Origin of the sequence: Flagellimonas taeanensis (genome assembly GCF_003584105.1) — a bacterium.
GTDB lineage: Bacteria > Bacteroidota > Bacteroidia > Flavobacteriales > Flavobacteriaceae > Flagellimonas > Flagellimonas taeanensis.
The window spans coordinates 46,786-71,648 of sequence record NZ_QXFO01000006.1 but is presented as its reverse complement, the minus strand read 5'-3'; the positions used below and the strand labels follow the sequence as shown (position 1 = coordinate 71,648).

The 24,863-nt window shown below is 46.9% G+C and carries 24 protein-coding genes; 8 read left to right on the top strand and 16 right to left on the bottom strand.

The features are described 5' to 3' along the window. Nucleotides 1-28 precede the first annotated feature (28 nt). Complete coding sequence (locus D2V93_RS01280) at nt 29-1,204, top strand: GlmU family protein (RefSeq protein ID WP_119618063.1); 1,176 nt, start codon at nt 29-31, stop codon at nt 1,202-1,204. 3 nt (nt 1,205-1,207) lie between these two features. Here the strand turns inward: D2V93_RS01280 and D2V93_RS01275 are convergent, their stop codons facing one another. The 9 genes from D2V93_RS01275 to D2V93_RS01235 all read right to left on the bottom strand — a co-directional run bounded on the left by D2V93_RS01275 (nt 1,208) and on the right by D2V93_RS01235 (nt 11,467). Continuing rightward, the gene (locus tag D2V93_RS01275; protein ID WP_245978035.1) at nt 1,208-2,287 is read right to left on the bottom strand and encodes a 3-keto-alpha-glucoside-1,2-lyase-like domain-containing protein; all 1,080 of its coding nucleotides are present in this window, start codon (nt 2,285-2,287) and stop codon (nt 1,208-1,210) included. 182 nt (nt 2,288-2,469) lie between these two features. Continuing rightward, nucleotides 2,470-3,666 carry an STAS-like domain-containing protein gene (locus D2V93_RS01270; protein WP_182849912.1) on the bottom strand — a complete coding sequence of 399 codons (1,197 nt, stop codon included), beginning with the start codon at nt 3,664-3,666 and terminating at the stop codon, nt 2,470-2,472. A 266-nt stretch (nt 3,667-3,932) separates the two neighbouring features. Beyond that, on the bottom strand, nt 3,933-4,808 hold the full coding sequence (locus D2V93_RS01265; protein ID WP_119618061.1) for a polysaccharide deacetylase family protein: 876 nt from the start codon (nt 4,806-4,808) through the stop codon (nt 3,933-3,935). A gap of 109 nt (nt 4,809-4,917) precedes the next feature. Then, nucleotides 4,918-6,963 carry an amidohydrolase family protein gene (locus D2V93_RS01260; RefSeq protein WP_119618060.1) on the bottom strand — a complete coding sequence of 682 codons (2,046 nt, stop codon included), beginning with the start codon at nt 6,961-6,963 and terminating at the stop codon, nt 4,918-4,920. Nucleotides 6,964-7,143: 180 nt separating this feature from the next. Further along, a complete protein-coding gene (ygiD, locus tag D2V93_RS01255; protein ID WP_072882719.1) occupies nt 7,144-7,971 on the bottom strand; it encodes a 4,5-DOPA-extradiol-dioxygenase in 828 nt (275 codons plus the stop codon). Nucleotides 7,972-8,087: 116 nt separating this feature from the next. Beyond that, nucleotides 8,088-8,621 carry a YceI family protein gene (locus D2V93_RS01250; RefSeq protein ID WP_119618059.1) on the bottom strand — a complete coding sequence of 178 codons (534 nt, stop codon included), beginning with the start codon at nt 8,619-8,621 and terminating at the stop codon, nt 8,088-8,090. Nucleotides 8,622-8,719: 98 nt separating this feature from the next. After that, nucleotides 8,720-9,544, bottom strand: a complete 825-nt coding sequence (locus D2V93_RS01245) for a helix-turn-helix domain-containing protein (protein WP_119618058.1) — start codon at nt 9,542-9,544, stop codon at nt 8,720-8,722. 74 nt (nt 9,545-9,618) lie between these two features. Next, nucleotides 9,619-10,443 (bottom strand): helix-turn-helix domain-containing protein, encoded by an 825-nt coding sequence (locus tag D2V93_RS01240; protein ID WP_119618057.1) that lies wholly within the window; start codon nt 10,441-10,443, stop codon nt 9,619-9,621. A 28-nt stretch (nt 10,444-10,471) separates the two neighbouring features. Continuing rightward, a complete protein-coding gene (locus D2V93_RS01235; RefSeq protein ID WP_119618056.1) occupies nt 10,472-11,467 on the bottom strand; it encodes an SDR family NAD(P)-dependent oxidoreductase in 996 nt (331 codons plus the stop codon). A 214-nt stretch (nt 11,468-11,681) separates the two neighbouring features. Between D2V93_RS01235 and mtaB the strand changes: the two genes are divergently transcribed. Beyond that, entirely contained in the window at nt 11,682-13,010 is a 1,329-nt protein-coding gene (gene mtaB / locus D2V93_RS01230; protein ID WP_119618211.1) for a tRNA (N(6)-L-threonylcarbamoyladenosine(37)-C(2))-methylthiotransferase MtaB, read from the top strand. Nucleotides 13,011-13,061: 51 nt separating this feature from the next. On the opposite strand, the gene D2V93_RS01225 is transcribed toward mtaB, so the two are convergent. Further along, nucleotides 13,062-13,355 (bottom strand): GNAT family N-acetyltransferase, encoded by a 294-nt coding sequence (locus D2V93_RS01225; protein WP_072882456.1) that lies wholly within the window; start codon nt 13,353-13,355, stop codon nt 13,062-13,064. A 163-nt stretch (nt 13,356-13,518) separates the two neighbouring features. On the opposite strand from D2V93_RS01225, the gene D2V93_RS01220 reads away from it, so the two are divergent. Beyond that, nucleotides 13,519-14,181 carry an alpha/beta fold hydrolase gene (locus tag D2V93_RS01220; protein WP_119618055.1) on the top strand — a complete coding sequence of 221 codons (663 nt, stop codon included), beginning with the start codon at nt 13,519-13,521 and terminating at the stop codon, nt 14,179-14,181. Between the two features lie 46 nt (nt 14,182-14,227). After that, complete coding sequence (locus D2V93_RS01215) at nt 14,228-15,193, top strand: lytic transglycosylase domain-containing protein (RefSeq protein WP_119618054.1); 966 nt, start codon at nt 14,228-14,230, stop codon at nt 15,191-15,193. A 264-nt stretch (nt 15,194-15,457) separates the two neighbouring features. Here the strand turns inward: D2V93_RS01215 and D2V93_RS01210 are convergent, their stop codons facing one another. Further along, nucleotides 15,458-15,973, bottom strand: coding sequence for a hypothetical protein (locus D2V93_RS01210; RefSeq protein WP_072882722.1), 516 nt, complete (start codon nt 15,971-15,973; stop codon nt 15,458-15,460). Nucleotides 15,974-16,137: 164 nt separating this feature from the next. Between D2V93_RS01210 and rpmH the strand changes: the two genes are divergently transcribed. Then, complete coding sequence (rpmH, locus tag D2V93_RS01205; RefSeq protein ID WP_072882462.1) at nt 16,138-16,296, top strand: 50S ribosomal protein L34; 159 nt, start codon at nt 16,138-16,140, stop codon at nt 16,294-16,296. A gap of 95 nt (nt 16,297-16,391) precedes the next feature. Continuing rightward, nucleotides 16,392-19,244: a carbamoyl-phosphate synthase large subunit gene (gene carB / locus D2V93_RS01200; protein WP_119618053.1), complete on the top strand. Its 2,853-nt coding sequence runs from the start codon at nt 16,392-16,394 to the stop codon at nt 19,242-19,244. Nucleotides 19,245-19,291: 47 nt separating this feature from the next. Here carB and D2V93_RS01195 read toward each other — a convergent pair whose 3' ends face one another. From D2V93_RS01195 to D2V93_RS01175, 5 genes are all read right to left on the bottom strand, one after another. Further along, nucleotides 19,292-20,215 carry a hypothetical protein gene (locus D2V93_RS01195; protein ID WP_119618052.1) on the bottom strand — a complete coding sequence of 308 codons (924 nt, stop codon included), beginning with the start codon at nt 20,213-20,215 and terminating at the stop codon, nt 19,292-19,294. A 52-nt stretch (nt 20,216-20,267) separates the two neighbouring features. Next, the gene (locus D2V93_RS01190) at nt 20,268-21,035 is read right to left on the bottom strand and encodes a DUF7151 family protein (RefSeq protein ID WP_147377332.1); all 768 of its coding nucleotides are present in this window, start codon (nt 21,033-21,035) and stop codon (nt 20,268-20,270) included. Between the two features lie 148 nt (nt 21,036-21,183). Then, a complete protein-coding gene (locus D2V93_RS01185; RefSeq protein WP_119618050.1) occupies nt 21,184-21,771 on the bottom strand; it encodes a hypothetical protein in 588 nt (195 codons plus the stop codon). Nucleotides 21,772-21,879: 108 nt separating this feature from the next. Then, nucleotides 21,880-22,320, bottom strand: a complete 441-nt coding sequence (locus D2V93_RS01180; protein WP_119618049.1) for a carboxymuconolactone decarboxylase family protein — start codon at nt 22,318-22,320, stop codon at nt 21,880-21,882. A gap of 69 nt (nt 22,321-22,389) precedes the next feature. After that, nucleotides 22,390-22,977 carry a Crp/Fnr family transcriptional regulator gene (locus D2V93_RS01175; protein WP_119618048.1) on the bottom strand — a complete coding sequence of 196 codons (588 nt, stop codon included), beginning with the start codon at nt 22,975-22,977 and terminating at the stop codon, nt 22,390-22,392. A 231-nt stretch (nt 22,978-23,208) separates the two neighbouring features. On the opposite strand from D2V93_RS01175, the gene D2V93_RS01170 reads away from it, so the two are divergent. Together D2V93_RS01170 and D2V93_RS01165 are read left to right on the top strand one after the other, a co-directional pair. Beyond that, nucleotides 23,209-23,613: a hypothetical protein gene (locus D2V93_RS01170; RefSeq protein WP_119618047.1), complete on the top strand. Its 405-nt coding sequence runs from the start codon at nt 23,209-23,211 to the stop codon at nt 23,611-23,613. A 145-nt stretch (nt 23,614-23,758) separates the two neighbouring features. Beyond that, complete coding sequence (locus D2V93_RS01165; protein WP_119618046.1) at nt 23,759-24,841, top strand: efflux RND transporter periplasmic adaptor subunit; 1,083 nt, start codon at nt 23,759-23,761, stop codon at nt 24,839-24,841. The last annotated feature ends 22 nt before the right edge of the window (nt 24,842-24,863 follow it).

Genomic DNA, 24,863 nt, shown 5'->3' with positions numbered 1-24,863 from the left:
TATTTTTACCGAGTCAAAAGCATAGCTTATGAACTTTATTCTTTCCGATGGTAACCACCGCGAAGACCTTTTTCCCTTTACACTGACCCGCCCTGTGGCCGAGATGCGTATCGGCATCCTGACCATCAGGGAAAAATGGGAGAAATGGCTAGGGGAGCCCCTGAGCTTCCAAACGGAGGGCTATCTTTCGGAAAAATACCCGTTGCAGACGAGTGACAAAAATGTGGTGATCAACGGCAGCTATCTCCCCAATGAAAGTTTGGTGCAGGCCATCCAACAGTTGCAACTGGGCGAGGCCTTGATGGACGGCGGTGAATACATCGCCTATGCCACCAAAACCCTTGACGGAGCTTTTGACGTTGCGCAATACCAAGTGATCGACCATGTCTTTGAAGGCATCACGGTCAAAAACACCTGGGACATCTTTTCCAAGAACGGTGAAGCGATCCAAGCGGATTTTGATCTAGTGACCGCAGGAAGAAAAAGCCAGCCCATTTCCGAGACCAATCGAGTGTTGGCCCCGGAGAATATTTTTTTGGAGGAAGGGGCCACGGTGGAGTTCTGTACCTTGAACGCCTCCACAGGTCCTATTTACATTGGCAAGAACGCCCTGATGATGGAGGGCAGTATGGTGCGCGGCGGTTTTGTGCTTGGCGAAAGTGCCATTGTGAAGATGGGTGCCAAAATTTATGGTCCCACCACGGCCGGACCGGGCTGCAAATTGGGGGGCGAGGTGAACAACTCTGTACTCTTCGCCAACTCCAACAAGGGCCACGATGGCTTTTTGGGCAATTCTGTACTGGGCGAGTGGTGCAATATAGGCGCGGACACGAACACCTCCAACCTGAAGAACAATTACGCCGAAGTACGCCTTTGGAACTACCGGACCGAAAACTTTGCCCGGACAGGGCTCCAATTTTGCGGACTCATGATGGGCGACCACAGCAAGTGTGGCATCAATGTGATGTTCAATACCGGGACCGTGGTAGGGGTCAGTGCCAATATCTTTGGCGGAGGATTCCCCCGAAATTTTGTGCCCAGCTATAGTTGGGGCGGGGCCGCTGGCTTCTCCACCTTTTTGCCCAGCAAGGCCTTTGAGGTGGCCACGGCCATGATGAAACGCCGAAACATGGAGTTCAACGATACCGAGGCCCGCATCTTGGAACGCGTTTTTGAGTTCACGAAGAAGTGGCGGAACTTCTGAACCTTACTCTAATTTTCCCACCAATCCCCAACCGTTGGCCTTGTCAATTACTACGCAATGCAAGGTGTTGATGCCTTTTTGGAGCTGTAGCGGTATTTTGTTCGCACCCAGCCCTATGTGTCCTTGAAACTGGTTGTTCTTGGACCGAAAGGCATTGTTGCCATAAAAAATGGGGCTGCCGTTCAAATACACCACGATCTTATCGCTATAATCGAACGAAAACAGCTTGGTTTGGTCTGCAGCTACGGAAATGGTCGTGGATGCCACCGTGTAGGCCTCTGGGTTGGCTTCAAAATTGCCCGAAGTTGGCTTTGCCATATATTTGGAGATGGGGAGCAGACCTGACTGCTCAGTACGTGCGGTGATGGTCTTCGCCTTTTCAAGATCACTGAACGCAATTTCCCCTTCGGTATAGGGCTTGGCCTCGGTAAGTTGCCATTCCGCAATGATGCCTTCGGCGGGGGTTGGGGCAAGGAAGGGCTCTTTGACCACGGCCTCGTCGGTTTGGGTAATGGAAACGTTGGAAAAGCGGTTGCCCAGTAGTGCCCAAACACCCACTTCACCGTTCAAGTTGCCCGATTTTAAGTGATCTACCTGCAATACCTCTTTGTCATTGATAAACACGGTCGCGGTCCAGTTGTCCACCACCACCCGCAAATGGTTCCATCCTTGGGTTGCAAAAGTGACCTGCGCCTGATGTTCGGGATACAGCTGCCAGTTGCCTTCCCCATGATAGGTAGGGGTGTACTGCACGGCATCCACCTGTCCGGACTTGTGCATGCGCATATAGACTTCCTCAAAATTTTGGTCTTGTTTTCTGAATAGGAACCCTGCAAAACTGCGTTTGGAGTTGGCGTACACATCCATTTCCAGGACACCGTTGGAAAATTCGATGCCCTTCGCAAAGGCTTTGCCGTCGAGGAGCATGGTCGGGCGGCCGTCGAAAATTTCAAAAGAGGCCTTGACGCCTTCTTCAAGGGTCCAATACGCTTCTTCCAAGGGGATGGTTTGGGCAGTTTGGGCTTGTACAAATGTGGTCATGCAAAGCATGCCAAGGAGCATGGGTAAACGGAATCGTTTCATGGGATTGTTTTTTGATTGATGCGTTTTTCGTCGCAGGAACATAAGCGTCCTGACATTTAAAAATATAAAAAGTAAGTTCAATGGTGCCTATGGCATTTCTTTGGGAGGTTTTGAGATGGTGAGTACAGTTGAAGTGGTTTGGTTGGTTATCGGTTCAGTATAAGCGGTCTTTTTAATGCCGCTTAAACATTATTAGCATTATTATTTAAATTTTCCGCCAATCTTTGACTCACAGATCTTTGAACTATTGCTTGTACAGTCGGATTCATATTCTTCATAGGAAAAGCTGCTTGAAATTGAAATAAACCTAATTCGGAAATTAGTTTGCCGATTAATTCATCAGCAAACGATGAAGCTATGATTCCTACTCCATCGAAATCAATAATAACAGGTTTTTTGGCGCTTTTATAGATGTTTAACAATTCATTTTTAATTCTGAATCCTGATTGTCTTGTTCCAGTTCCTGATGATTGCTCAATTATTTTGTAAATAATTCTATCAAATTCATCTTCTAAATTTTCTAGAAAAATATCAATTGGTTCATATCCGCCAAGCGCTTCTTTCATTGAAATTGCATTATTTAATCTTATATCAAAATTAACAGCAGTTGATTGCTTATCAGTATTCAACACAATGATATTGTTGTATGATTCGGTTACTTTTTTTCTATTTATAAAATTCAATCCACCTTTTCCAGAGATAATTTGAAGAGCACCATCATTAATGCTTATTATATTGTAAAGTCCCCACATCCCATTCCCTTGTCCAATTTTTTTGTCTCTCGTAACACCTTCTTGAACCGCTAATGAAATCGCATCAGAAGCATTCCGTGGTCGGAAAGATGAGTTCCTTAGAGATTGGAATATTCCTTGACCATAATCAAATATGGATATTTTTAGAATTTGACTGTCCTTTAATACTTGTCCCATAATGAATCCTGTATTTTCGCCCGAATGTTGTATCACATTATCCATGATTTCATTTAGTCCCCATTCGCATGCTTGCATAATCCCCTCTTCAACTGTAGTACTCCTTCTTATGCTTGCCAAGAAGCCATTAACTAGAGAGTGTACATCATCAGATGAATGAAAAACCCATACTCGATCAAGAAAATTGGTGCCAAGACCCGTTGTTGTCTTGTTGATGTCGTCTGGACTAAGAAAATGAATTTTTCTTAGGTACGTTGGAACATTGATAAACTCAAAATCAACATTTAACTCTTCTTTAAAATAGTGGATGTATCCAGCAATTGGCACCGCAGGATAAGGGAAGACCTTTTCAACACCGGCTAAATCAATTACAATTTTCTTATGCCCAAATTTAAAGTGAAGGCGCTTAAGCCCATTAATAACTTCAGGAATTAACCTTTTGTTTGTCAAATTATAGGGTCTGAGCACGTTCTCATATACAGCACAATTATGATTCTTAAAATATGTTGTTGGTCTATAGTTCATTCTATTAATGCTAACGTTAGAGATATGATTCGTTTTACTGAATTGTATCGACCGATACTGGAACGAGTTCAGCAATTGTAACGAAGTTCTGTGAAAAATACTACAATTTTAACAGGGGTAACTACCTAATTATCAAGTTTTATCAACAAAAAAACTGGAAACAAATCGTGTAATTTGTGAAAGTGGTCAAGCTACATTTGAGACCTGTTTCGGTGGGCCATGAGCTCGCCCCAAGTCACCAACTCAATATGGCGCTTTTGGAGGGTGTCCATGGTTTTTTCACTGGTAAAAAAGTCAAAGTCCATCTGTCGCCATTCGGCCCCAAAGTGGGGATGGTTTATGGCAATGGCCTGCATTTCCGGCTCATCAAAAGCAGGGTGGATCAAAATCTGGTTCAGGCCCGGTTTTAGGTTTTCCAACATATCTTGGTATCCTTGGGTAAATTGGCCCTTTTCAAAATCCGCAATGGCACCCAAATAGGTATGGTCAATGGTCAGGTCGTCGGGGGCTATGTGTGCCACTGGGTCCAATCCCACCATCTCCATCATCTGTTTGTTGATGAGCACAGGGAGACCGTACTGTTCCCCCAACCGTTTGTACACCTTAAAAAAGTCAGGATGGGATCCCACGCTGTACATATGGGAGTCCAAGTGGGTGGGGTGCAACCCCAACAATAGGGCTTTTTCAATCTGGGCCCTCAACTCTTTTTCCACCTCTTCGGCGGTGGCGTTTTGGCGCAATTGTTCCCTTTTTCTAAAGAAATGTCCATGTTCGTCCACCAAACCGGGCACTTCCGAAACGGGCAACACGGGACCAAAACGGTAGGTTTCCCATTCGCAGGTAAGCGTAAGATGGAGGCCCATATCATATTGGGGGTGGTTTTTGGCAAAGAGCGCCATTTCGTGAAACCAAGGGCAGGGGACCATTATGCTGTACGAGTTCACCATACCTTTTTTCAACGCCTGCATGGTTGCCCGGTTTTCTGCGTGTGAAAGTCCGGCATCATCCGCATGGATCATCAATAGTTTGGCCTTGGGGTCAAAGCCCAATTTCTGTGCTGTGTTCATTACCAAAAATGCTTTGCGTCAATTTTTAAAGATAAGGGGGCTTTTATCAATAAAAAACCAGCAACATTTTCTGCCACTGGCTTTTTTAAATTGTAGTTGATACCCAACGCTATTCCTTTACTTCGGGCATTTGGGTAAAGGGCGCTATGCCAAATTCGGGGTACACCTCGGTAGGGTAATAAAACGTACCTCCCCGGGCCACCAACGCGATGCTCTTTATCGCCTTGATGTCCTTCACTGGGTTGCCGGGCACCAAAAAGAAGTCGGCCAATTTCCCGGGGGCTATGCTGCCCAAATCCGCTTGGCCCATATACTGCGCCATGTCATAGGTGGCCAGTTTCAGCACTTCAGCATTGGTGTAGCCCAACTGCTGGGTGTAGAGTTCCAGTTCGCGGTGCAGGTTAAAAGCCCCGCCCAGGTCGGTCCCTGCCACGATCAGAATGCCCTTTTCCTTCATCAGTTTTAGGGTCTCCACAATTTTTTGGTAGGCTTCGCGGTAGGCCTTGTCCTCTTCGGCATCGGCAATCTGCGCCAAGGCCACTTTCATGCCACGTTGCTCGTTGGGGGGCATATGGTCAATATAGTCCTCCGTGCCGGGCGATACTTGCCCGTTGCGGGAGAGCATCAGTTTTTCGTGGATGGACAGGGTAGGGTCAATGGCCGTTTTGTTCGCCACGAAGAGGTCTAGAGTCTCTTGCACCTTGGGACTGTCCAGGTCCAGTCCGGGAAAACGCTTCATGGCGGTAAGGCGGAGCAGGGTACGGGTGTCCTCCTCGGGCTCCAGCACCCAGCCCAGCATGGTCTGGTTGATGTGTGTCATCTCGTCAAACCCTGCATTCAGCATGGCATTGGCGTTGGAGAATGCAGGCACGTGCCCGGTCACGAAGAGTCCTTTTTCATGGGCCTTTTTCACAATGGCGGGCGCCCAGTCCCCGTTCATGCTGTTGTAGAGCTTTACGCCATAATAGCCCAGACTGTCATAAGTGTCCACCGCGGCCAGGGCCTCGGCCTCGCTCTCCACAATGATCCCGTTGTTGGCGTTGAACTGGCTTTTGCCCTCGATAAAGCCCAATCGGGTGATGCGTGGACCGGCCAATACGCCAGCATCGATTTTCTCGATCAGATCGGACAGTACTTTGTTGTCGTTCCCCATATCGCGGAAGGAGGTCACCCCGGCCAATACGTTCAACAGGGCACCGTTATCGCCGGAGTGGGCGTGCATTTCGTACAGACCGGGCACCAAGGTACCACCGTTCCCCGCAATGATCACTTCGTTCTCGCCAGCGGCATCGGCCGCTTCGATGGCCGTGATCTTTTCTCCGGCCACCACCACGGAAACCGGGTCGGTGAGGGCCATCGTCTCGGGGTCGAACACCCGAACGTTCTGGATGCGCACTTTTTTATCGTAGTTGTGGGCATATTTCTTTTGAAGGGTCTCATAGCGTTGGGCCGAATAGTTCTCGGCCAGTTGGCGCATGTCCTTTTCCACGGCTTCGAATCCTTCGCGGATCACAATGTACCGAGGGTCGATGGAAGCGAAGAAACGATTTTGGTCATCCAAAATAAAATAGGAGGGGTTCAGTTCGGCCCCGGATAGCGCATAGGTGGTCAGGGCCAGTTCGCCCTCACCGGAAGGCTGTGTCACACTGATTTTCTCCATCTCGGTCAGCGTCAGGTTCCCTGCGGGTAGCACAGGTAAGGTGTTGTTGGGGGCGTCCAGTAGCAATCTGGCGGCCAGCACGGAGGAATAGGGGCTCCCGAATTGGTTCACGTAGAGTTGGGCGGCTTCCACGTTCGCATTGCCGGAACCTGTGGCATCCGTCCAAGAGGCGTTCGTGGCCTCGAGGGTAAAATGTTCGTCCACGGCATTGCCAAAGGTGGTGTTCCCGCTGATCTTCCAATCGATGGGATAACCTTCGGGGGTCAACACGATGGTCTCCTTCATGGTCGGGCCACGGCCGTTGTTCTTGTAATCGTAATCCACATGGATGGTATCGCCCACGGTGCCGGCCTTGAGGTGGCCTACCTTGTTTTCACCGACAATCACGGTATAGGTCTCGTCCCCTTGATAATTGGCGAGGGAGGAAGCGGGTTCTTGTTTGCAGGATTGGATGGCCATCAGGGTGATAGCAACCACAACGATTCGAAGTTTCATACGGCTGGGTTTGTTTATTGCATCAAGGTAGCAAATTCTAGAATACCCGAAGCCCCTTTCCATCAAAATAAGGGTTGTCCAGACCGTTCGGAAATAAAAACCCCAGCCCCATGGGTATGCGGGTAGCTGGGATTTCCATCATCAATCAAAGTAAAGGCGGAGTGGTGCTTTTTGTTTTGGTCAATCGATCTTGAGGGACAACATACTGATGGACCCTCCCACAGTCTTGTCGTTGAAAAGTTCCACCTCTTCGGACTTGTCTTTCAGGGCCAAGGCATAGAGCAGGGGCAGGTAATGTTCCGGCGTGGGAATGGACATCTCAAAGCTGCTCCCCTGTTTGTGATAGTTGATGAGGGCATCGTGGTTGCCATCCAGAATGAAAGATCTCATCTTTTCATTGGCTTCATGGGCCCAGTCCCAGGCATAGGCGTCGTTCAATTTTTGCCAGGCCACACGGCGCAGGTTGTGCACCACATTGCCACTTCCCACGATCAGTACGCCCTTGTGGCGCAAGCGTTCCAATTGCTGGGCCAGTTCGTAATGGTACTGGGGGTCCTTGGTGTAGTCCAAGCTGAGTTGGATCACGGGAACATCGGCATCGGGATACAGGTGCTTGATCACACTCCAGGCCCCATGGTCCAATCCCCAGTGATGATCTAGTTCCACATCGGTCTTGGTAATGATGTCCTTTGTCTCCTGTGCCATTTCAGGGCTTCCCGGTGCGGGGTAGCGTACATCGAACAGGGCTTGCGGAAAACCACCAAAATCGTGGATGGTGGGCGGGTTTTGCATAGCCGTCACCTTGGTGCCACGGGTCTCCCAGTGGGCCGAAATGCAAAGGATGACCTTGGGCCTTGCCACTTCCTTGCCCAATTTGCGGAAGGAGGAGACAAACTCATTTTCCTCAATGGCGTTCATGGGGCTTCCATGTCCCAAAAAGAGCACGGGCATCTTCTCGGAAGGGGGCAGGCTCTTGTCGAGCGACCGTAATGTACTGAAATCGTTCATGGCAGTGATAAAAGGTATGACTCCCAGTGTTTTGATGAAATTCTTCCTGTTCATGTGAAAAGGGAGCTATGAAAAGCCCGGACCCTTTCGGTATCCGGGCCACTGGTACATCGAAATTAGGCCTCGGTCTTTACAAACTGGACCTCGGCAGCAATTTTTACTTCTTCGCTCACCATAACACCACCGGCTTCAAGGGCAGCGTTCCAGTTCAGGCCAAAATCCTTACGGTTGATTTTCCCAGCAATGGAGAACCCTGCTTTTTCGTTTCCATAGGGATCTTTCATGTACCCACCAAAATCCACATCCAATTCAACGGATTTTGTGGTTCCTTTGATCGTAAGGTCGCCTGTGAGCTTGAATTCGTCATCGTCCACTTTTTTGATGGAAGTGCTTTCAAATTTCAACTCGGGGTAGGTTTCCACTTCGAAGAAATCGGCACTCTTCAGGTGGCCGTCCCTGTCATTGTTATTAGTGAAAATGGAAGCGGCATCGATGGTGGCCGATAGTTTTGCGGTCTCAAAATCAGCCCCGTCTATGGTAGCACTGAATTTGGTGAACTCACCTTTTACGTTGGAGATCATGAGGTGTTTTACCTTAAAGGTAAGTTCGCTATGTGTTGGATCTAAATTCCAAATCGTCTTATTTGACATTGTTCTTAATTTTTGGGTTATTGATTTATTTCTTTGATACAAAGATCTTTCAATATCCCACGGGAAGGGTAATACCTTTTGGAAGAAGGGTTGTACTTTTAGGAAATAAGCTGTTTCATTTCTTTCTTGAAAGCGGATGGAGTCTGCCCTGTTTTGCGTTTGAAGACTTTGGAGAAGTAGGCCTTTTCATTGTAGCCCAGTTCAAAACCGATTTCGGCAATGGTCTTGTTGGTGTTGATGAGCAGGTTTTTTGCCTCGGTGAGTTTACGGGTCTCGATGATTTCGCCCACGCTTTGCTGCATCACTTCCTGGCAGATGAGGTTGAGGTTGCGCTTGCTCATGAACAGTTTTTCGGCATAAAAGGAAATCTTGACAGGTCGCCGAAAGTTCTCCTCCAGAATGCGTAAAAAGTTGGCATAGGTCTGCGAATGTGCATTGCTGGACTCTTGGTCCGGGTTTTCGGGCTTTTCGTTGTAGACCATCGTCAACAGTGAAGTGAGCAATTGTTTGATGATGGACAGATTGGGGTTGGGGCGTTCCACTTCGTCGAGCATCATTTCGCAGAGCGAGGTCAGCCTATTGAAACAACGATTGGTGGGCAGGGTGATGTTGGCCCTGTTGTGGAAATAGCCATAAAGCTTGAAAATGGTCTCCGACATGAACTCGCTTCGAAACCGGATGACCCAAAGATCACATTTGCCCTCGTGGGTCTGTGGCCTGAGCAGATGGGGCTTGCCTTGTGTCACGAAGCTCACGAAGGGGGCATAGACAATCTCATCATCAAAATCGATGAAATGGGAAATTTTGCCCTCCGCACCTATGATGAGTTCTTCAAAATCGTGCACATGGGGTTCAATGCTCTCGCTTTCCAATGCTTTGGCATCTTTGGCGGTAAATCGGAAGATTTTGAAGAGTTCCTGCACTATTGTGGACTTATATGGGGCAAAACAGGCATAAAATTACGCAAAAAAGAGTGCTCCATGACTTCTAGGTATTGTCAATGGATTGTTTTTTGTTGTGCAAGGGCCGTAGGGGCATATCCAAAATGTTTTTTAAAGGCAAAGGAGAAATGTGACAGGTTTTCAAATCCTGTTTCAAGATAGACCTCTACGGGTTTTCGTTCTTTCTTGGTCAATTGGTAATGGGCCAGTTCCAGACGTTTTTGGGTAAGCCAGCGCTGTGGGGTGGTGTGGAACACTTTGTGAAAATCCCGTTTAAAGGTGGTCAGGCTCCTACCGGTCAAATAGCTGAACTTTTCCAACGGCATGTTGAACATAAAATTCCGCTCCATAAAAGTGGCCAGGTCTATTTTGTGGGGTTCCTCAAAATTGGCCAAAATGTTGTCGATGCCTACATCCAGGGTTCTGAGGATGGTAATGGCCTCGGTAATTTTTAAGGAAGCAATGTTTTCGGGAAATTTGTCTTCCTGCATATCAAAATAGGGGATTAGGGAGGATAGACAACTTTTTAACAACGGATGGCTTCCAAAACGCACAATTTTGGGTGTGGAGACCACCTTCGGTTTCACATCCAGTTGGGCATAAAAATCCCTCAACCTGTCCGTGGAAAGGTGCATCACCACCGATTTATGGGGAAGGCCGTCCTTGGGATAGTTGATGATCGTGGCCATTTGATTTCTGGGAATCAGGAAGATGTCCCCTGGCTTGAACACGTGGCTTTCATCCGCCTGTACGATCTTGGTTTCCCCCGAAATGAACCACACAAGCATATGGTGGTCAAATACCACTTCCGTTTTGAAAAGCCTGTCCTCAAAGGATGAAAGCTTGATATCAGGTGTGATGTATTTTAATTGATAGTCCATAGGCTTGTGTAGTGTAAAGGTAGTAATATCAATGGATGGGAAATCGTATCCCGATGAGTTCTTCACTCAAGTTCCACAGTTTTTTTGCAAACGTTTGGTCCAAAGAATAAGGATTTACACCACTCGATATGGATGCATCGGTGGACAGTGCCGCAATATCGACATCTTCGCAGTACACCCCTCCCAAGTTATGGAGCATTGGACTAGTGGCACACCACACTGTTGTGGCTGCTCCTTGCGGAATGGTTTTCAGAGATGCAGCCACTTCGGGTAAAATAGTGCCTTCGTCATCACAGAAACCCATTTGTTGGAACAGTTCCAGCGATGCTTCCCTAGCCAACTCTGTTCCGCCTATGGACCCGGGATGTAACGAATAGGACCTCACGTTGAATGCCTTGGCCCTGTTGTCCAATTCAAGGGAAAATAGGTTCACCGCTGTTTTGGACTGTCCGTACGCCTGCAAAGTTTCGTAGTCCCGTTTCAAAAAATTAGGGTCTTCAAAATGGAATGGGGCAAATTGGTGGCCGTATGAAGAAACATTGACCACTCGTGCACCATGTGCCATTTTCAGGGCAGGCCATAGTCTGGCGGTGAGTTGAAATTGTGCCAGATAGTTGGTTACCAATTGGGATTCCATACCACGGTCGTCCCTGCGCAACGGTACCCACATAATGCCCGCATTGTTGATGAGCAAGTGTAGCGGTCTGCCCGATGTCAGAAATTTTTCGGAAAAGGCATCTATGGATTTGGAATCCATCAAATCCATGGCTTCCAATTCAACATTGGCCATCCCTTGCAGGTTGGCCTTGGCCTTTTCGATGTCCCTTGCAGGAACGATTACGGTCGCCCCTGCGTTCGCCAACATTTTGGTGGTTTCCAGACCGATGCCCGTGTTACCGCCTGTCACGATGGCTACTTTACCGGTAAGGTCAATTCCTTGGATCACTTCGTCTGTGGTTGATGCTGCGTTGAATCCCGAACCAATGGGGTTTTGCAATGCGCCTTGATAATTGTGCTGTTCCATTTTGATTTGTTTTTATGGAGCAAAACTAGAAGTGAAATCGGCAGACGGTTTTGTTCAAACGTCCCTTGTTACTTTGTTCAAAAGTTCACCTATCTTATTTTGGGCAGGTTGGCAACTTTGTTTTGCCAAACCAAGGTTGCTATTTCAATTGCAAAGCTATTCCCATAACTTCCAACAAATCATTATCTTTGCGGCCCTAAAGTCAGATGGGCAGATGAACAAAAAGGTTGCATTTTACACACTCGGCTGCAAGCTCAATTTCTCCGAAACTTCCACCATAGCGCGGAGTTTTGAAAAGGAGGACTTTGAGCGTGTGGACTTTTCCGAGCGGGCCGATGTGTATGTGATCAATACCTGTTCGGTGACCGAGAATGCCGACAAGCGTTTCAAGACCATTGTGAAACAGGCGCAAAAAGCCAACCCGGAGGCCTTTGTGGCCGCTGTGGGTTGCTATGCGCAGCTCAAGCCCGAAGAACTGGCTGCAGTGGACGGGGTGGATCTGGTATTGGGTGCCACCGAGAAGTTCAAGATTACCGATTATTTGAACGATCTCACCAAGAATGATAAAGGCGAGGTACATTCCTGCGAGATCGAAGAAGCGGATTTTTATGTGGGCAGTTACGCCATCGGGGACCGTACGCGTGCTTTCTTAAAGGTACAGGATGGTTGTGATTACAAGTGCACGTATTGCACTATTCCCTTGGCCCGTGGCATCTCGCGAAGCGATTCCTTGGAGAACGTGCTGCACAATGCCCGTGAGATTGCTGCGCAGGACATCAAGGAAATTGTGCTGACCGGGGTGAACATCGGGGATTATGGGAAGGGAGAGTTTGGCAATAAGCGTCACGAGCATACGTTTTTGGACCTTGTGAAGGCCCTGGATCAAATTGAAGGCATCCATCGCCTGCGCATATCGTCCATAGAGCCCAACTTGTTGAAGAACGAGACCATCGATTTTGTGGCGCAGAGCAATTCCTTTGTCCCCCATTTCCACGTGCCCCTGCAAAGCGGTAGCGATACTATTTTACGGTTGATGCGAAGGAGGTATCTCTCCAACCTGTATGTGGATCGGGTGAAGCGTATCAAAAAAGCGATGCCCCATGCTTGTATCGGAGTGGATGTGATTGTGGGCTTTCCTGGGGAGACTGACGAGCATTTCCTAGAGACCTACCATTTCCTGAACGAACTGGATATCTCCTATCTCCACGTGTTCACCTATTCGGAACGGGACAATACCGTTGCGGCCGAGATGGGCGACGTGGTGCCCATGAATGTGCGGAATAAGCGCAGCAAAATGCTTCGTGGCTTATCCGTTAAAAAAAGAAGGGCTTTTTACGAGAGCCAATTGGGCAGTGTGCGTACCGTTTTGTTCGAAGGGGAAAACAAATTGGGCTACATCCATGGGTTTACAGAAAACTACGTGAAGGTAAAGGCACCTTGGAACCCTGAACTTGTGAACACTTTACACCAAGTGGAGCTGACCTCAATTGACGAGGATGGTCTGGTGCGCTTCGAGTTTGTCACCGATACCATTTTGGCATAAAAAAAGCCTTCCGGAAGGGAGGGCTTTAATTTTCTTGAATGTTGGTGGGTATCAGATGCGGATTCCCACGGGCAACATTTCCTTGTACTGTCTGTTCTTTCTCAAAAAACCTGCAATGTGCGGGCTGGTCGGTACCACCCTAAGGTTTTTTTCCTGGATTTGGTGCAGAACGGCTTTGATGAAGTCCTCTTTGAACCCCTCTTGGTCAATTTCCTCAGGAATCACCAACTTGGTCAAAAACACCTTGCGCTCCTGGGAAGAGTATTCAATTTTGGCTAAATGCCCATTGACCCTAGCTTCAAACTGGCGCAAGAAACTATTGTCGTTAATTTCCATTTCTGTCATATAGTACTGTTTTTAATGACTCTGTAAGATTTAGATCATCCAAAAGATAATTCTAACAATCCCCTTAAAAATATAGTTCATTAGGTGGGGTCAGCTGCAAAAGGGATACAAAATTAGTCAAAAAATTGTTAATTTCCTAGTGGTTGACGATCTTTGATGAAATATGCCCGATACTAAAACCCATGTGTACCTAATGCCAGGAATGGCTGCCGCACCATCTATTTTTGAGGGCATCCATCTTTCTTCCGAAACTTTTGAGGTCCATTTGTTGGATTGGACCATCCCGGAAAAAGGCATGTCCCTGGAAGCCTATGCTAAGCAAATGTGTACTCGCATAGCACATGAAAACCCCGTATTGCTAGGGGTTTCCTTCGGGGGAATGCTGGTGCAGGAGATGGCCAAGTTCATCAAACCCAAAAAGGTAATCGTGGTCTCTTCGGTAAAAAGCAGGTCGGAACTTCCCAAGCGGATGCTCTTTGCCAAGTACACCAAGGTGCATAAACTACTCCCGACGGGATTGGTGACCAATGTGGAGCTTTTGGCCAAATATGCCTTTGGCGAAACGGTGACCAAGCGTTTGCACCTGTATGAAAAATACCTTTCCGTCCGGGACAAGCAGTACATCGATTGGTCCATTGACCAGATCGTGAACTGGAACCAGACCGTACCGCCTCCGAACGTGGTGCACATCCAAGGGGAAAAGGACACGGTTTTTCCCGTGGCCAACATCAAACAATGCATTGTGGTGAAGAACGGCACCCACACCATGATCATACACCGGGCAAGGTGGTTCAATGAAAATCTCCCCACAATAATTTTAGGATAAGGGCGTCTATATAGTATCTTTACAGTACCCTATAAAAAATTTGGCTATGAAACACTTGAAGAACATATTGGCATTTATTGGATTGATCGCGGTGACCGGCACCTTCATTTTTGCGGTGCAGTCGACCCCGGAACCTGTTGAGGAAAAAGCTCCTGAAACAGTGGTGGAAAACGACAAGAATGTGGCCCAGGGCTATAAGATCAGTGCCATCGAGATTCCCGAAGACCTTAATTTCGCAGGGGAAGCCGTTCCGCTGGACGACCCGGAGATCATGGAGCGCGTAGATCGGGAGTTTTTGGTGAACACCTACTGGCAGTCCAACGCTCTGTTGCTGATGAAACGCGCCAACAAGTATTTCCCCATCATAGAGCCCATTTTGAAAAAGAACGGTATCCCGGACGATTTCAAATACTTGGCCGTGGCCGAGAGTGGTCTTCAAAACGTGGTGTCACCTGCGGGGGCGACCGGTTTTTGGCAGATCATGAAGGATACCGGAAGGGAATATGGCCTCGAGGTGAACGATAATGTGGACGAGCGCTACCATGTCGAGAAATCTACCCAGGTGGCCTGTGACTATCTGAAGAAGTGGAAGGAGCGATTTGGCAGTTGGACACTGACCGCAGCAGCCTATAATGCAGGTCCTGCAGGCATCCAACGGTTTATGGGCATCCAGAAGGCCGGGGATTACTACGACCTGTTGTTGGGCGAGGAGACCGGCCGCTACGTGTTCCGTATCATGGCTATCAAGGAAATCATTGCCAACCCCGGAAAGTATGGCTTTTTGGTGGAGGAAGAAGATCTATATACCAAAGTGCCCACTTTTACCGTGGAAGTGGACACGGCCGTGTCCAGTTGGGCCGACTTTGCCCAGCTCTACGAGATCAACTATAAGGTGCTGAAGAGGCACAACCCTTGGTTGCGCGAGCCCCATTTGAACAACAGCTCCCGAAAAAAGTATGTGATCGAGATCCCGAACAAGGGATATTATCGCACATCGAGTGCGGGGAGGTAGATTAAAGCACTGGATTTCGGAGGTTGGCTTAATCTATAAGGATATGATTCGTTTTAATGAATTATATCCAAGGATAGGTGAAGTTAGCGAGAAAAAAAATAAAATTCCACTCCCAGTAAACGTAGTATCTGAATTGATGGATAGGCTATGGAAGAACAATTGTCCTTTTGATAACGCCCAAAAGAAGCTCAATGGTAAATTCCAAAGAAACTGACCCTGTATTTGGATTTTGTAATTTGGGTAATGTAAAAAGAAATTTTATTTCTAGATTTTCTTCATCTGCTGCTGCATCATCTTGATCTGCTCGGTCAGCATGTTGTTCTTGTCCAGTTTTTTGGCCTCTTGCAACAATTGGGTGGCTTCACGCTTTCTGCGTTTCTGCATGGCAATCCCTGCAAGGCTCAATTTGGCCATGGCCACATCATAATCCATGGTAAGTCCCAGTTTTAAGGCCTTTTTGAAGTATTTTTCGGCCTGGGTCAGGTTCTTTTGGGAATAGATGATTCCGTGCAGGTAATTGAAGTAGCCCTGTTGTTTTTTAATGAGAGCTCCCTCAGGGTTCTTGATCTTGTCCAGCCATTTTTGGGTGCCCTCCAAGTCCTGTTTGCGCATCCGCAGAAAGGCCAAGAGGATAAACTCGTTCCTAAAGTACAGGAAAATGAACACTAGGGAGAACAGGATAAGGGCTATGCCATTGCCGATGTTGCCCTCCACGAACTGGTACACGGCATAAGCAATGATAAGACCTGCGATAACGAGTTTGATATTTTTGTTGAACATAGAGTAGGAGATTTTTCCGAATGTTTTAGAGGTCGCAAAAGTAACAAAAACAAATTTAAATATTTTCTTTTGGGACTTGTCAAAGTAAAAAGTCTTCGTATATTTGCGCCCAGAATTTTTCGGGAAAACATTTCCCACGAACAAAATCCATAAAAAGTTCCGAAATGAAAAGAACGTATCAGCCGTCAAAAAGGAAGAGAAGAAACAAGCATGGTTTTAGGGAGCGCATGGCGACTGCCAATGGTAGAAAAGTTCTTGCGAGAAGAAGAGCCAAAGGAAGAAAGAGATTAACTGTTTCCTCTGAGCCAAGACATAAAAAATAATGATAGCATTTCAGATTTAAATTAAAGGTGTTACTTTTCTAGGTAACACCTTTTTTTTGACCTGAAAGCAAAAAACAAGCAATAACCCTACAAAAATGCCCAAAAGAAAAGATTTAAAATCCATTTTGATTATTGGTTCTGGCCCTATCATCATTGGTCAGGCATGTGAGTTTGATTATTCTGGTTCCCAAGCACTTAGGTCGCTTCGTGAAGATGGTATCGAGACCATTCTGATCAATAGCAACCCCGCTACGATCATGACCGACCCCACCATGGCGGACCATGTGTACCTAAAACCCCTGACCACCAAATCAATCGTTGAGATTTTAAAAAAACACCCCAATGTGGACGCCGTTCTGCCCACCATGGGCGGACAGACCGCATTGAACCTATGCATCGAGGCCGACCAAAAAGGCATCTGGAAGGATTTTGACGTAGAGATCATCGGGGTGGATATCGATGCCATCAACATCACCGAAGACCGTGAAAAATTTAGGGAACTGATGCTCAAGATCGGGGTGGGCATGCCTCCCCAGGCCTCTGCGACCTCTTTTCTGAAAGGAAAGGAAATTGCCCAAGAGTTCGGTTTTCCCTTGGTGATCAGGGCTTCGTTTACCTTAGGAGGTGCTGGGGCAGGTATTGTCTATGATCCAGAGGATTTTGATGATATGTTGAGCCATGGTCTCGAAGTATCGCCCATCCACGAGGTGATGATCGATAAGGCCCTTATGGGGTGGAAGGAATACGAATTGGAGTTGTTGCGCGACAAGAATGACAATGTGGTCATCATCTGTACCATTGAAAATATGGACCCGATGGGCATCCACACAGGGGACTCCATCACCGTGGCCCCGGCAATGACCCTTTCGGACAGGACGTTCCAACGGATGCGGGACATGGCCATCCACATGATGCGCAGTATCGGGGATTTTGCAGGAGGATGTAACGTGCAGTTTGCCGTTAGTCCGGACGAGAAAGAAGACATTATCGCCATCGAGATCAACCCAAGGGTGTCAAGGTCATCCGCATTGGCCTCCAAGGCTACGGGTTACCCTATTGCAAAGATTGCCGCCAAGCTGGCCATTGGCTATACCTTGGACGAATTGGACAACCAAATCACCAAATCCACTTCCGCTTTGTTCGAGCCCACTTTGGATTATGTGATCGTAAAAATACCCCGTTGGAACTTTGATAAGTTTGAGGGATCGGACAGGACTTTGGGACTCCAGATGAAATCCGTAGGGGAGGTGATGGGAATTGGCCGTTCGTTCCAGGAAGCATTGCACAAGGCCACACAATCTTTGGAAATCAAGCGAAATGGATTGGGTGCCGATGGAAAAGGCTATAAAGATTATGACACCATCATCGAGAAACTCCGAGTACCCAGCTGGGACAGGGTATTTGTGATCTATGATGCCATTCAGTTGGGTATTCCGTTGAAGAGGATTCACGAGATCACCAAGATAGACATGTGGTTCTTGAAGCAATACGAAGAGCTCCATTTCTTGGAGATGGAGATTTCAAAATATACCATAGAAAGCCTGCCCAAGGCCCTATTGTTGGAAGCCAAGCAGAAAGGTTTTGCCGATCGACAGATAGCCCATATGCTAGACTGTTGGGAAAGCGAGGTCCATAGCAAGCGCATGGATTTGGGAATCAACCGTGTGTACAAGCTAGTGGATACCTGTGCGGCGGAGTTCAAGGCCGTGACCCCTTATTACTATTCCACTTTTGAAGAAGAAATCGAAACAGCCGATGGCCATCGTTATGTGGCCAACGACAGTGTGGTGACCGATAAGAAGAAAGTAGTGGTGCTCGGTTCGGGACCCAACCGAATTGGACAGGGTATCGAGTTTGATTACTGCTGCGTCCATGGCGTATTGGCTGCTGCCGAGTGCGGGTATGAGACCATCATGATCAACTGTAACCCTGAAACGGTTTCCACGGATTTCGATACGGCGGACAAACTCTATTTTGAGCCTGTATTCTGGGAACATATCTATGACATCATCTTGCATGAAAAGCCCGAAGGGGTGATTGTGCAATTGGGCGGACAGACTGCCTTGAAATTGGCCGAGAAACTGGACAAATACGGAATCAATATCATAGGAACCAGTTTCCAGTCCTTGGATTTGGCAGAGGACAGGGGTAGTTTCTCCACTTTACTGAAAGACAACGACATACCTTATCCGAGGTTCGGGGTGGCCGAGACTGCCGACGAGGCTCTGGAACTGGCCGATGAACTGAACTTCCCGCTGTTGGTAAGGCCATCCTACGTATTGGGTGGACAAGGGATGAAAATCGTGATTAACAAAGAAGAACTGGAGGCCCATGTGGTGGACTTGTTGCGAAAGATACCCAACAACAAACTGCTTTTGGACCATTATCTGGATGGTGCGATAGAAGCAGAGGCCGATGCCATTTGCGACGGGGAAGATGTGTATATCATTGGGATCATGGAGCACATAGAACCCTGTGGGATACACTCGGGCGATTCCAATGCCACTTTGCCACCGTTCAACCTAGGGGAATTTGTGATGCAACAGATCAAGGACCATACGAAGAAGATAGCGTTGGCCCTGAACACGGTCGGGTTGATCAACATCCAGTTTGCCATCAAAGACGATATTGTATACATCATCGAGGCGAACCCAAGGGCATCACGTACCGTTCCTTTCATAGCGAAGGCCTATGGTGAGCCTTATGTGAACTATGCCACCAAAGTGATGTTGGGCGAGAAAAAGGTGAAGGACTTCGTGTTCAATCCACAGTTGGAAGGATACGCCATCAAACAACCGGTATTCTCCTTCAACAAGTTCCCGAACGTGAACAAAAACCTAGGGCCGGAGATGAAAAGTACCGGGGAGAGTATCCTATTCATCGAAAGCTTAAAGGATGATGAATTCTATAACCTGTACTCGCGAAGAAAGATGTATCTGAGCAAATAAAAGCGAGAGGGACAACTAAAAAAGCCGCTGAATTTCAGCGGCTTTTTTTAAGGCTTCTTGGAAGCGTTTTCTATTTTCTCCAATCGTTCCAGTAAGTTCTGGATCAGTTTGTTCTGCTCGTCCAATTTTTGATTGGCAGCTTTCAAATCTTCAATTTCCTTTTGTTGTTGGATGGTGTGGAGGGTGAGTTCCTCTATTTTTTGTAGCAGCTTGGCATCCATTTCCCCTAAGCTTATACCGTTTTGTTTGACTTCTTTTGCGCTGGGCACATTGGGAAGGTGGCCGTATTTTTTAATGAATGATTCGGTCTCCAACAAACCGATCAGGTCATATTCCTTTTCAAACACAAAATCGGGCCAATTGCCTTGAAGCTCCACTTTTACCGCTTCTGCGACCACATTTCCTGCAACGGCAAGCATATACCCTTGTGTGTTCGTTGTACCGATACCAACGCTTCCGGAAGCATTCAGATTGGACACCCCAACCGTTCCGGCAGTATATGAAAGGTTATTTCCGTTGATGGTCCATGGAGAGGAAACGACATTGGTGCCGTTAAGGAGCAGGGCGGTGGCATCCAGGGAGCCTACTTCAATATCTCCTGCAGTATATGATAGGTCGCTTCCATTAATGGTCCATGGAGAGGAAACCACACTGGTTCCATTTAAAAGGAGGGTAGTGGCATCCAATGTGCCTACCTCGACACTACCTGCTGTGTATGAAAGGTCATTTCCGTTGATGGTCCAAGGTGAACTTTGCACTGCCGAACCATCAATCAACAAATCGGTCACATTCAATTGGGTCGCAAAAATTTGCGAAGCATTTACGGTCCCATTGACGTCCAAAGCATAACTAGGGTTGGGGGTCAATGTTCCGATCCCCACACTGCCAGATGCGGGAAATGAGTTTTGGCCATAGATAGATGCACAGGCGATGAGTGCGATCAGTAAGCTAACTGGGGTAAACTTTTTCATAATTTTCCGGGTTGAAATATATTCAAATGAATGGCTTTTGAGCAGGATGTTTCTATTCGTACTCCCTAAGCTCGAAAGATAGATTTTCAAAGTTATCGGCAAATACGTTGATACCGTTTTGTAGTTCCAGCCTAATTTGGTTGTCGCTTACCAATTCCCCCCTTACACCTGTATGTGAGCTGGGAGTACTAAAAAAGATGACCGTTTTTCCAATATCAATGGACCTGTCCAAGGTTCCCAAATACCTACCCTGGGATTCCCTGGTCCAAACAATGGTGAGGTTCAGGCTATTGTCCAACACATTGCTGGTCGGGTCATCCGTACCGGTCTGGCTTATCAACGATGCGTAGGATTGATAGGTAAAGTCAGTGGAATCTGCATTGCAAAGGTATTCTGAAGAAGTCACCTCTTCCGCATCCAATTCGCCATTGCCATTGCTGTCCAAGCCAACGTCAAGCCTGTATCCGCCATTGGCGCAGTTTGCCCCCGGCTGCTCTATCACTGTACTGATCAAACTGGTGAAGCCGTCTGCAGGGTCAAGGTTACAAAGATATTGCGAGGAAGAAACTTCTCCGGCATCCAATTGCCCATTCGCGTTGCTATCCAACCCAATGTCAAGCCTAAACCCGCCGTTGGCGCAGTTTGCGCCTGGCTGTTCCACGGTGGTACTGATCAAACTGGTAAGGCCATCCGATCCGTCGGTTCCATCTGTGCCATCAGTTCCGTTCATTCCATCCGTACCATCTTCCGGACTACAGGCCATAAATGTCAAAAGAATAAAAAGGAACGTACCTAGCTTTGGGGATAAGGTTTTTTTCATTGAGGTAGTATTGCATATCATTTCAATCAACAAACTTAAAAAATCGCTGTTGAACGAAATGGATCAGAGGATGGAATGCGCAATAAATCGGGTGAAATGCACAAACCAATTATAGGGCATTGAGAGGGATTAAAATGGAGAATGATGCCTATTGGACCAACCTAAAAGATTCCGCTATCACACCATATGTTTTTGCATGTTCCTCTTTCTTGCTTTTGAGTGTCCAGGCCATGATCATATATACATTTTCCGGTCCCTCGACGAACGTCAGGAAATAGGAGATTTCCTCATCGACCCCATCCACATGGGCGTCCATGTCCACTTGTTGGGCATCAAGACCGTTTATTTTCAATGACCGGGGCGAAGATTGTGTGTTGACCCGCATCCGTTCATTAAAAAGCTGCAACTGGATGTCCCTATAGTTTTCAATCAGCGAAAGATTCTCGTCATAGCTGTTCAGTTCCTTGAAAAGATCCACAAACTCGTCCTTGGGCTCATCAATGACGATGGTGTAGGCTTCTTTGAACAGGTTTTGGTATTGAAGCGAGGCCTCATCGTTCAGCCCAGTGGTACTCTTCATGAATCGGGGGATGTCTATTTGGTACCTGTCATTTACCACAACGGTGGTGAAATCCTCAGGTTTGGGCTCCGAACTGGATTTTTTTGTCTTGAAATCGATGCAGGACGTAAACGATAGGCATGCGAAGAGAAGCAATGGAAGCGCAATTTTTCTCATAAAAATGGTTTAGTGGTGTATTTACATTGGGACGAATATAAGATTTAATTGTTTTTGAAAAACAAAAGGCCCCGATCGGGGCCTTTGGGGTTGCCTTGGAAAACCCACTCAATCCTGTAGGGGTTTGTGCGTGCTGATGGCGATGCGGTTCCAAGCATTGATGGCGACAATGGCCATGATGATCTGTGAGAAATAGTGTTCATCAAAGAGTTCTACGGCTCGATCATAAGTTTTTTGGCTCAACCCCTTTTGATGTACCAAGGTGACTTCTTCCGTCATCTTTAAAATGACTTGTTCTTCCTCGGAATAGAGATTTGTGTCCCACCAAGCGTCCAATAGGAACAAGCGCTGTGGATTTTCACCCATTTTTAGGGCGTCCTTGGTGTGCATGTTGATACAAAATGCGCATCCATTAAGTTGTGAGGCCCTTATTTTGATCAGCTCGTAGTGGATTTTGTCCAGTTGACCCTGTTGGATGTATTTTTCCAGCCCTAAAATGGCCTTGAAAGCCAAAGGTTCCACCGCATCGATTTGAATTCTTCTTTCCATCTTTTTCCTGTTTTTTGGGATTATTGATGCGAAGGTAGACCAGGGGCTGTCCCTAAAACTTAAACAGGTTTAAGAACGCTTTTTGGCGCGGATTTCGCTCACATATTCCGGGGTGAGGCCCAAAAAGGAAGCAATGAGGTATTGGGGCACACGCTGGGCGAATTTGGGGTAGTGCTCGGTGAAGTGAAAATAGATCTCCTCTTTGGAAAAATCGGATAGGTATTTCATTTTCATGATGGAAGCCCCATATGCGGTCTGATAGATCAGCCGGAAATAGCGTTCCAATTGTGGGTGTTTTTTCAGTAATTGTCCTTGTTGGTCAAGACTGATGGAAAGCACTTCGCTTTTCTCCACGGCTTGGATGGAAAAGTCCGTGTTGGCCTTGTTCTGAAATGCCAAAAGGTCGGTGAGCCACCAGTTCTCCAAGGCAAACTGCACCGTGCGTTCCACTCCTTTTTCATTGACGAAATACATGTGCAGGCAACCTTTCAGGACCACATGGGTATGGGTACAGGGCCCACCGGCATGCATCAAGATTTCCTTTTTGGCCAGATTTCGTTCTTCAAAAAAAGATAGTATGTCGTGGAATTCTTCTTCCGAATGGGTCACATATTGACCCAAATGCCTGAAAAATGACTCAAGTGATGCCTTATTCATGAAAATGGTCCATTTGGAACGGTCAAGTTACGTAGGAAAATGGAAAATGTGTGTGATAAGGTAGGTATCATCACTTTTGTTAAAACAATGCCCATAATTTTACACTTAAAGGAGGGATTGTTTGCCTATACAATTTTTATGGCAAAAATGATTTCTTTCTCACTGATTTTAACCATAATTAACACTGACTATTTGTTGGAGAAACTTCGGTGACATAGTTTTGTTGCCCAAATGAAAAAGGCGTTCAACTCATATTTTCTTCCCCTTTGTGTCCTTTTGTTGGGAGGCTTTATCAATCTGTATGCGGACTCGCAGTACGATTCCGATCCAGAGAGTGCCTGTTTCATCCAATACGAACAAGACCAATGTCCAGTATCTTCCATTGGATTTCAGCATCTGGAATTGGAGAAAAAGCACTACGCCGAGACCGAGGTAGGTGAAAAAGAGGAGAAGGACGAAGAAACCTCTTCATACAATCCAGATTTAGGACATGGCAGTTATTTGACTGCCTTTTTTTATGTTCCTATTGGGGAACAGTATACCAGTGAACTTGGAACAAATCCCGGTCATTTGACCTTGGATTCCAGCATTGTTGACCTTAAACGGCACATCAGGTTCCAAGTTTTTAGAATTTAGCATTCCAAATAAGGAAAGCGCCATTTCCACTGCTTTCCATATCCAAGCCCTCTTGGGCCATTTTCATTGACCGGGCAACCCCATCACGACGATAGGGATTTCCCAAAGTACATCACACAAATCAATTTCTAAACCAGTAAAAACCATGAGGAAAGTTACCATCTTCCTTGGCATGCTTGTGTTGCTTTGTTATACAAGTTGCGAATCCAAAAAACACGAAAAAAAGGACGAGACCAAATACCTCGTTTCCAGTCCTATTCTAAAGGACACCTCCATTACCAAAGATTATGTCTGTCAGATCCATTCCATTAGGCACATTGAGTTAAGGGCTTTGGAAAAGGGATATCTGCAGCACATTTATGTGGATGAGGGCCAATATGTAAAAAAGGGGCAGCACATGTTCCACATCATGCCCAATGTCTATCAGGCCGACTTACAAAAGGCCAAGGCAGAGGCGGAAGTCGCCGAAATCGAATACAAGAACACCCAATTACTGGCGGACGGCAATGTGGTCTCATCCAACGAACTGGCCATGGCCAAGGCCGAATTTGATAGGGCCAAGGCCGAAGTTTCCCTTGCGGAGACCCATTTGGGCTTTACGGACATCCGTGCCCCATTTGATGGAATCATGGATCACCTTGAAGCTAGGGAGGGAAGCCTTTTGGATGAAGGGGAGCTATTGACCACCTTGTCAGACAACAGCAAAATGTGGGTCTATTTCAATGTGCCCGAGGCCGAATACCTGGATTACATCACCAGTGCCAAAAAGGACAAAAAGCAAGAGGTGGAACTTTTGATGGCAAACAACAAAAAGTTCAATCAGCCCGGCATTGTGGAAACCATTGAGGGAGAATTCAACAACGAGACGGGGAACATTGCCTTCCGGGCCACATTCGATAATCCGGATAGGATTCTTCGCCATGGGGAAACCGGAAGTATCTTGATGACCGTACCCTTGAAAAATGCCTTGCTCATCCCCCAAAAGGCCACTTTTGAGGTGTTGGACAAAAAATATGTGTTCGTTATTGACAAAGATGATAAGGTGAGCCAGCGCGAGGTAAAGATTGGAGCCGAATTACAGCACCTCTTTGTGGTGGAAAAGGGATTGTCCAAGGATGACAAGGTCCTGTTGGAGGGCATCCGTATGGTCAAGAATGGCGAGAAGATCCACTATGTGTTCGAGAAACCGGACAAGATCTTGAAGAGCCTGGACCTGTACGCAGAGTAACAACCTAAAATCTTTAGATAAG

What these genes read in the sequence shown, in the direction of transcription:
- D2V93_RS01170 (WP_119618047.1), top strand. Translation starts at nt 23,209, where the DNA reads ATGAAAAAGGCGTTCAACTCATATTTTCTTCCCCTTTGTGTCCTTTTG.
- D2V93_RS01215 (WP_119618054.1), top strand. Translation starts at nt 14,228, where the DNA reads ATGAAACACTTGAAGAACATATTGGCATTTATTGGATTGATCGCGGTG.
- D2V93_RS01235 (WP_119618056.1), bottom strand. Translation starts at nt 11,467, where the DNA reads ATGGAACAGCACAATTATCAAGGCGCATTGCAAAACCCCATTGGTTCG.
- D2V93_RS01210 (WP_072882722.1), bottom strand. Translation starts at nt 15,973, where the DNA reads ATGTTCAACAAAAATATCAAACTCGTTATCGCAGGTCTTATCATTGCT.
- D2V93_RS01265 (WP_119618061.1), bottom strand. Translation starts at nt 4,808, where the DNA reads ATGAACACAGCACAGAAATTGGGCTTTGACCCCAAGGCCAAACTATTG.
- D2V93_RS01175 (WP_119618048.1), bottom strand. Translation starts at nt 22,977, where the DNA reads ATGAATAAGGCATCACTTGAGTCATTTTTCAGGCATTTGGGTCAATAT.
- D2V93_RS01190 (WP_147377332.1), bottom strand. Translation starts at nt 21,035, where the DNA reads ATGAAAAAAACCTTATCCCCAAAGCTAGGTACGTTCCTTTTTATTCTT.
- D2V93_RS01220 (WP_119618055.1), top strand. Translation starts at nt 13,519, where the DNA reads ATGCCCGATACTAAAACCCATGTGTACCTAATGCCAGGAATGGCTGCC.
- D2V93_RS01240 (WP_119618057.1), bottom strand. Translation starts at nt 10,443, where the DNA reads ATGGACTATCAATTAAAATACATCACACCTGATATCAAGCTTTCATCC.
- D2V93_RS01195 (WP_119618052.1), bottom strand. Translation starts at nt 20,215, where the DNA reads ATGAAAAAGTTTACCCCAGTTAGCTTACTGATCGCACTCATCGCCTGT.
- D2V93_RS01180 (WP_119618049.1), bottom strand. Translation starts at nt 22,320, where the DNA reads ATGGAAAGAAGAATTCAAATCGATGCGGTGGAACCTTTGGCTTTCAAG.
- D2V93_RS01275 (WP_245978035.1), bottom strand. Translation starts at nt 2,287, where the DNA reads ATGAAACGATTCCGTTTACCCATGCTCCTTGGCATGCTTTGCATGACC.
- mtaB (WP_119618211.1), top strand. Translation starts at nt 11,682, where the DNA reads ATGAACAAAAAGGTTGCATTTTACACACTCGGCTGCAAGCTCAATTTC.
- D2V93_RS01260 (WP_119618060.1), bottom strand. Translation starts at nt 6,963, where the DNA reads ATGAAACTTCGAATCGTTGTGGTTGCTATCACCCTGATGGCCATCCAA.
- ygiD (WP_072882719.1), bottom strand. Translation starts at nt 7,971, where the DNA reads ATGAACGATTTCAGTACATTACGGTCGCTCGACAAGAGCCTGCCCCCT.
- D2V93_RS01185 (WP_119618050.1), bottom strand. Translation starts at nt 21,771, where the DNA reads ATGAGAAAAATTGCGCTTCCATTGCTTCTCTTCGCATGCCTATCGTTT.
- carB (WP_119618053.1), top strand. Translation starts at nt 16,392, where the DNA reads ATGCCCAAAAGAAAAGATTTAAAATCCATTTTGATTATTGGTTCTGGC.
- D2V93_RS01225 (WP_072882456.1), bottom strand. Translation starts at nt 13,355, where the DNA reads ATGACAGAAATGGAAATTAACGACAATAGTTTCTTGCGCCAGTTTGAA.
- D2V93_RS01250 (WP_119618059.1), bottom strand. Translation starts at nt 8,621, where the DNA reads ATGTCAAATAAGACGATTTGGAATTTAGATCCAACACATAGCGAACTT.
- D2V93_RS01280 (WP_119618063.1), top strand. Translation starts at nt 29, where the DNA reads ATGAACTTTATTCTTTCCGATGGTAACCACCGCGAAGACCTTTTTCCC.
- rpmH (WP_072882462.1), top strand. Translation starts at nt 16,138, where the DNA reads ATGAAAAGAACGTATCAGCCGTCAAAAAGGAAGAGAAGAAACAAGCAT.
- D2V93_RS01165 (WP_119618046.1), top strand. Translation starts at nt 23,759, where the DNA reads ATGAGGAAAGTTACCATCTTCCTTGGCATGCTTGTGTTGCTTTGTTAT.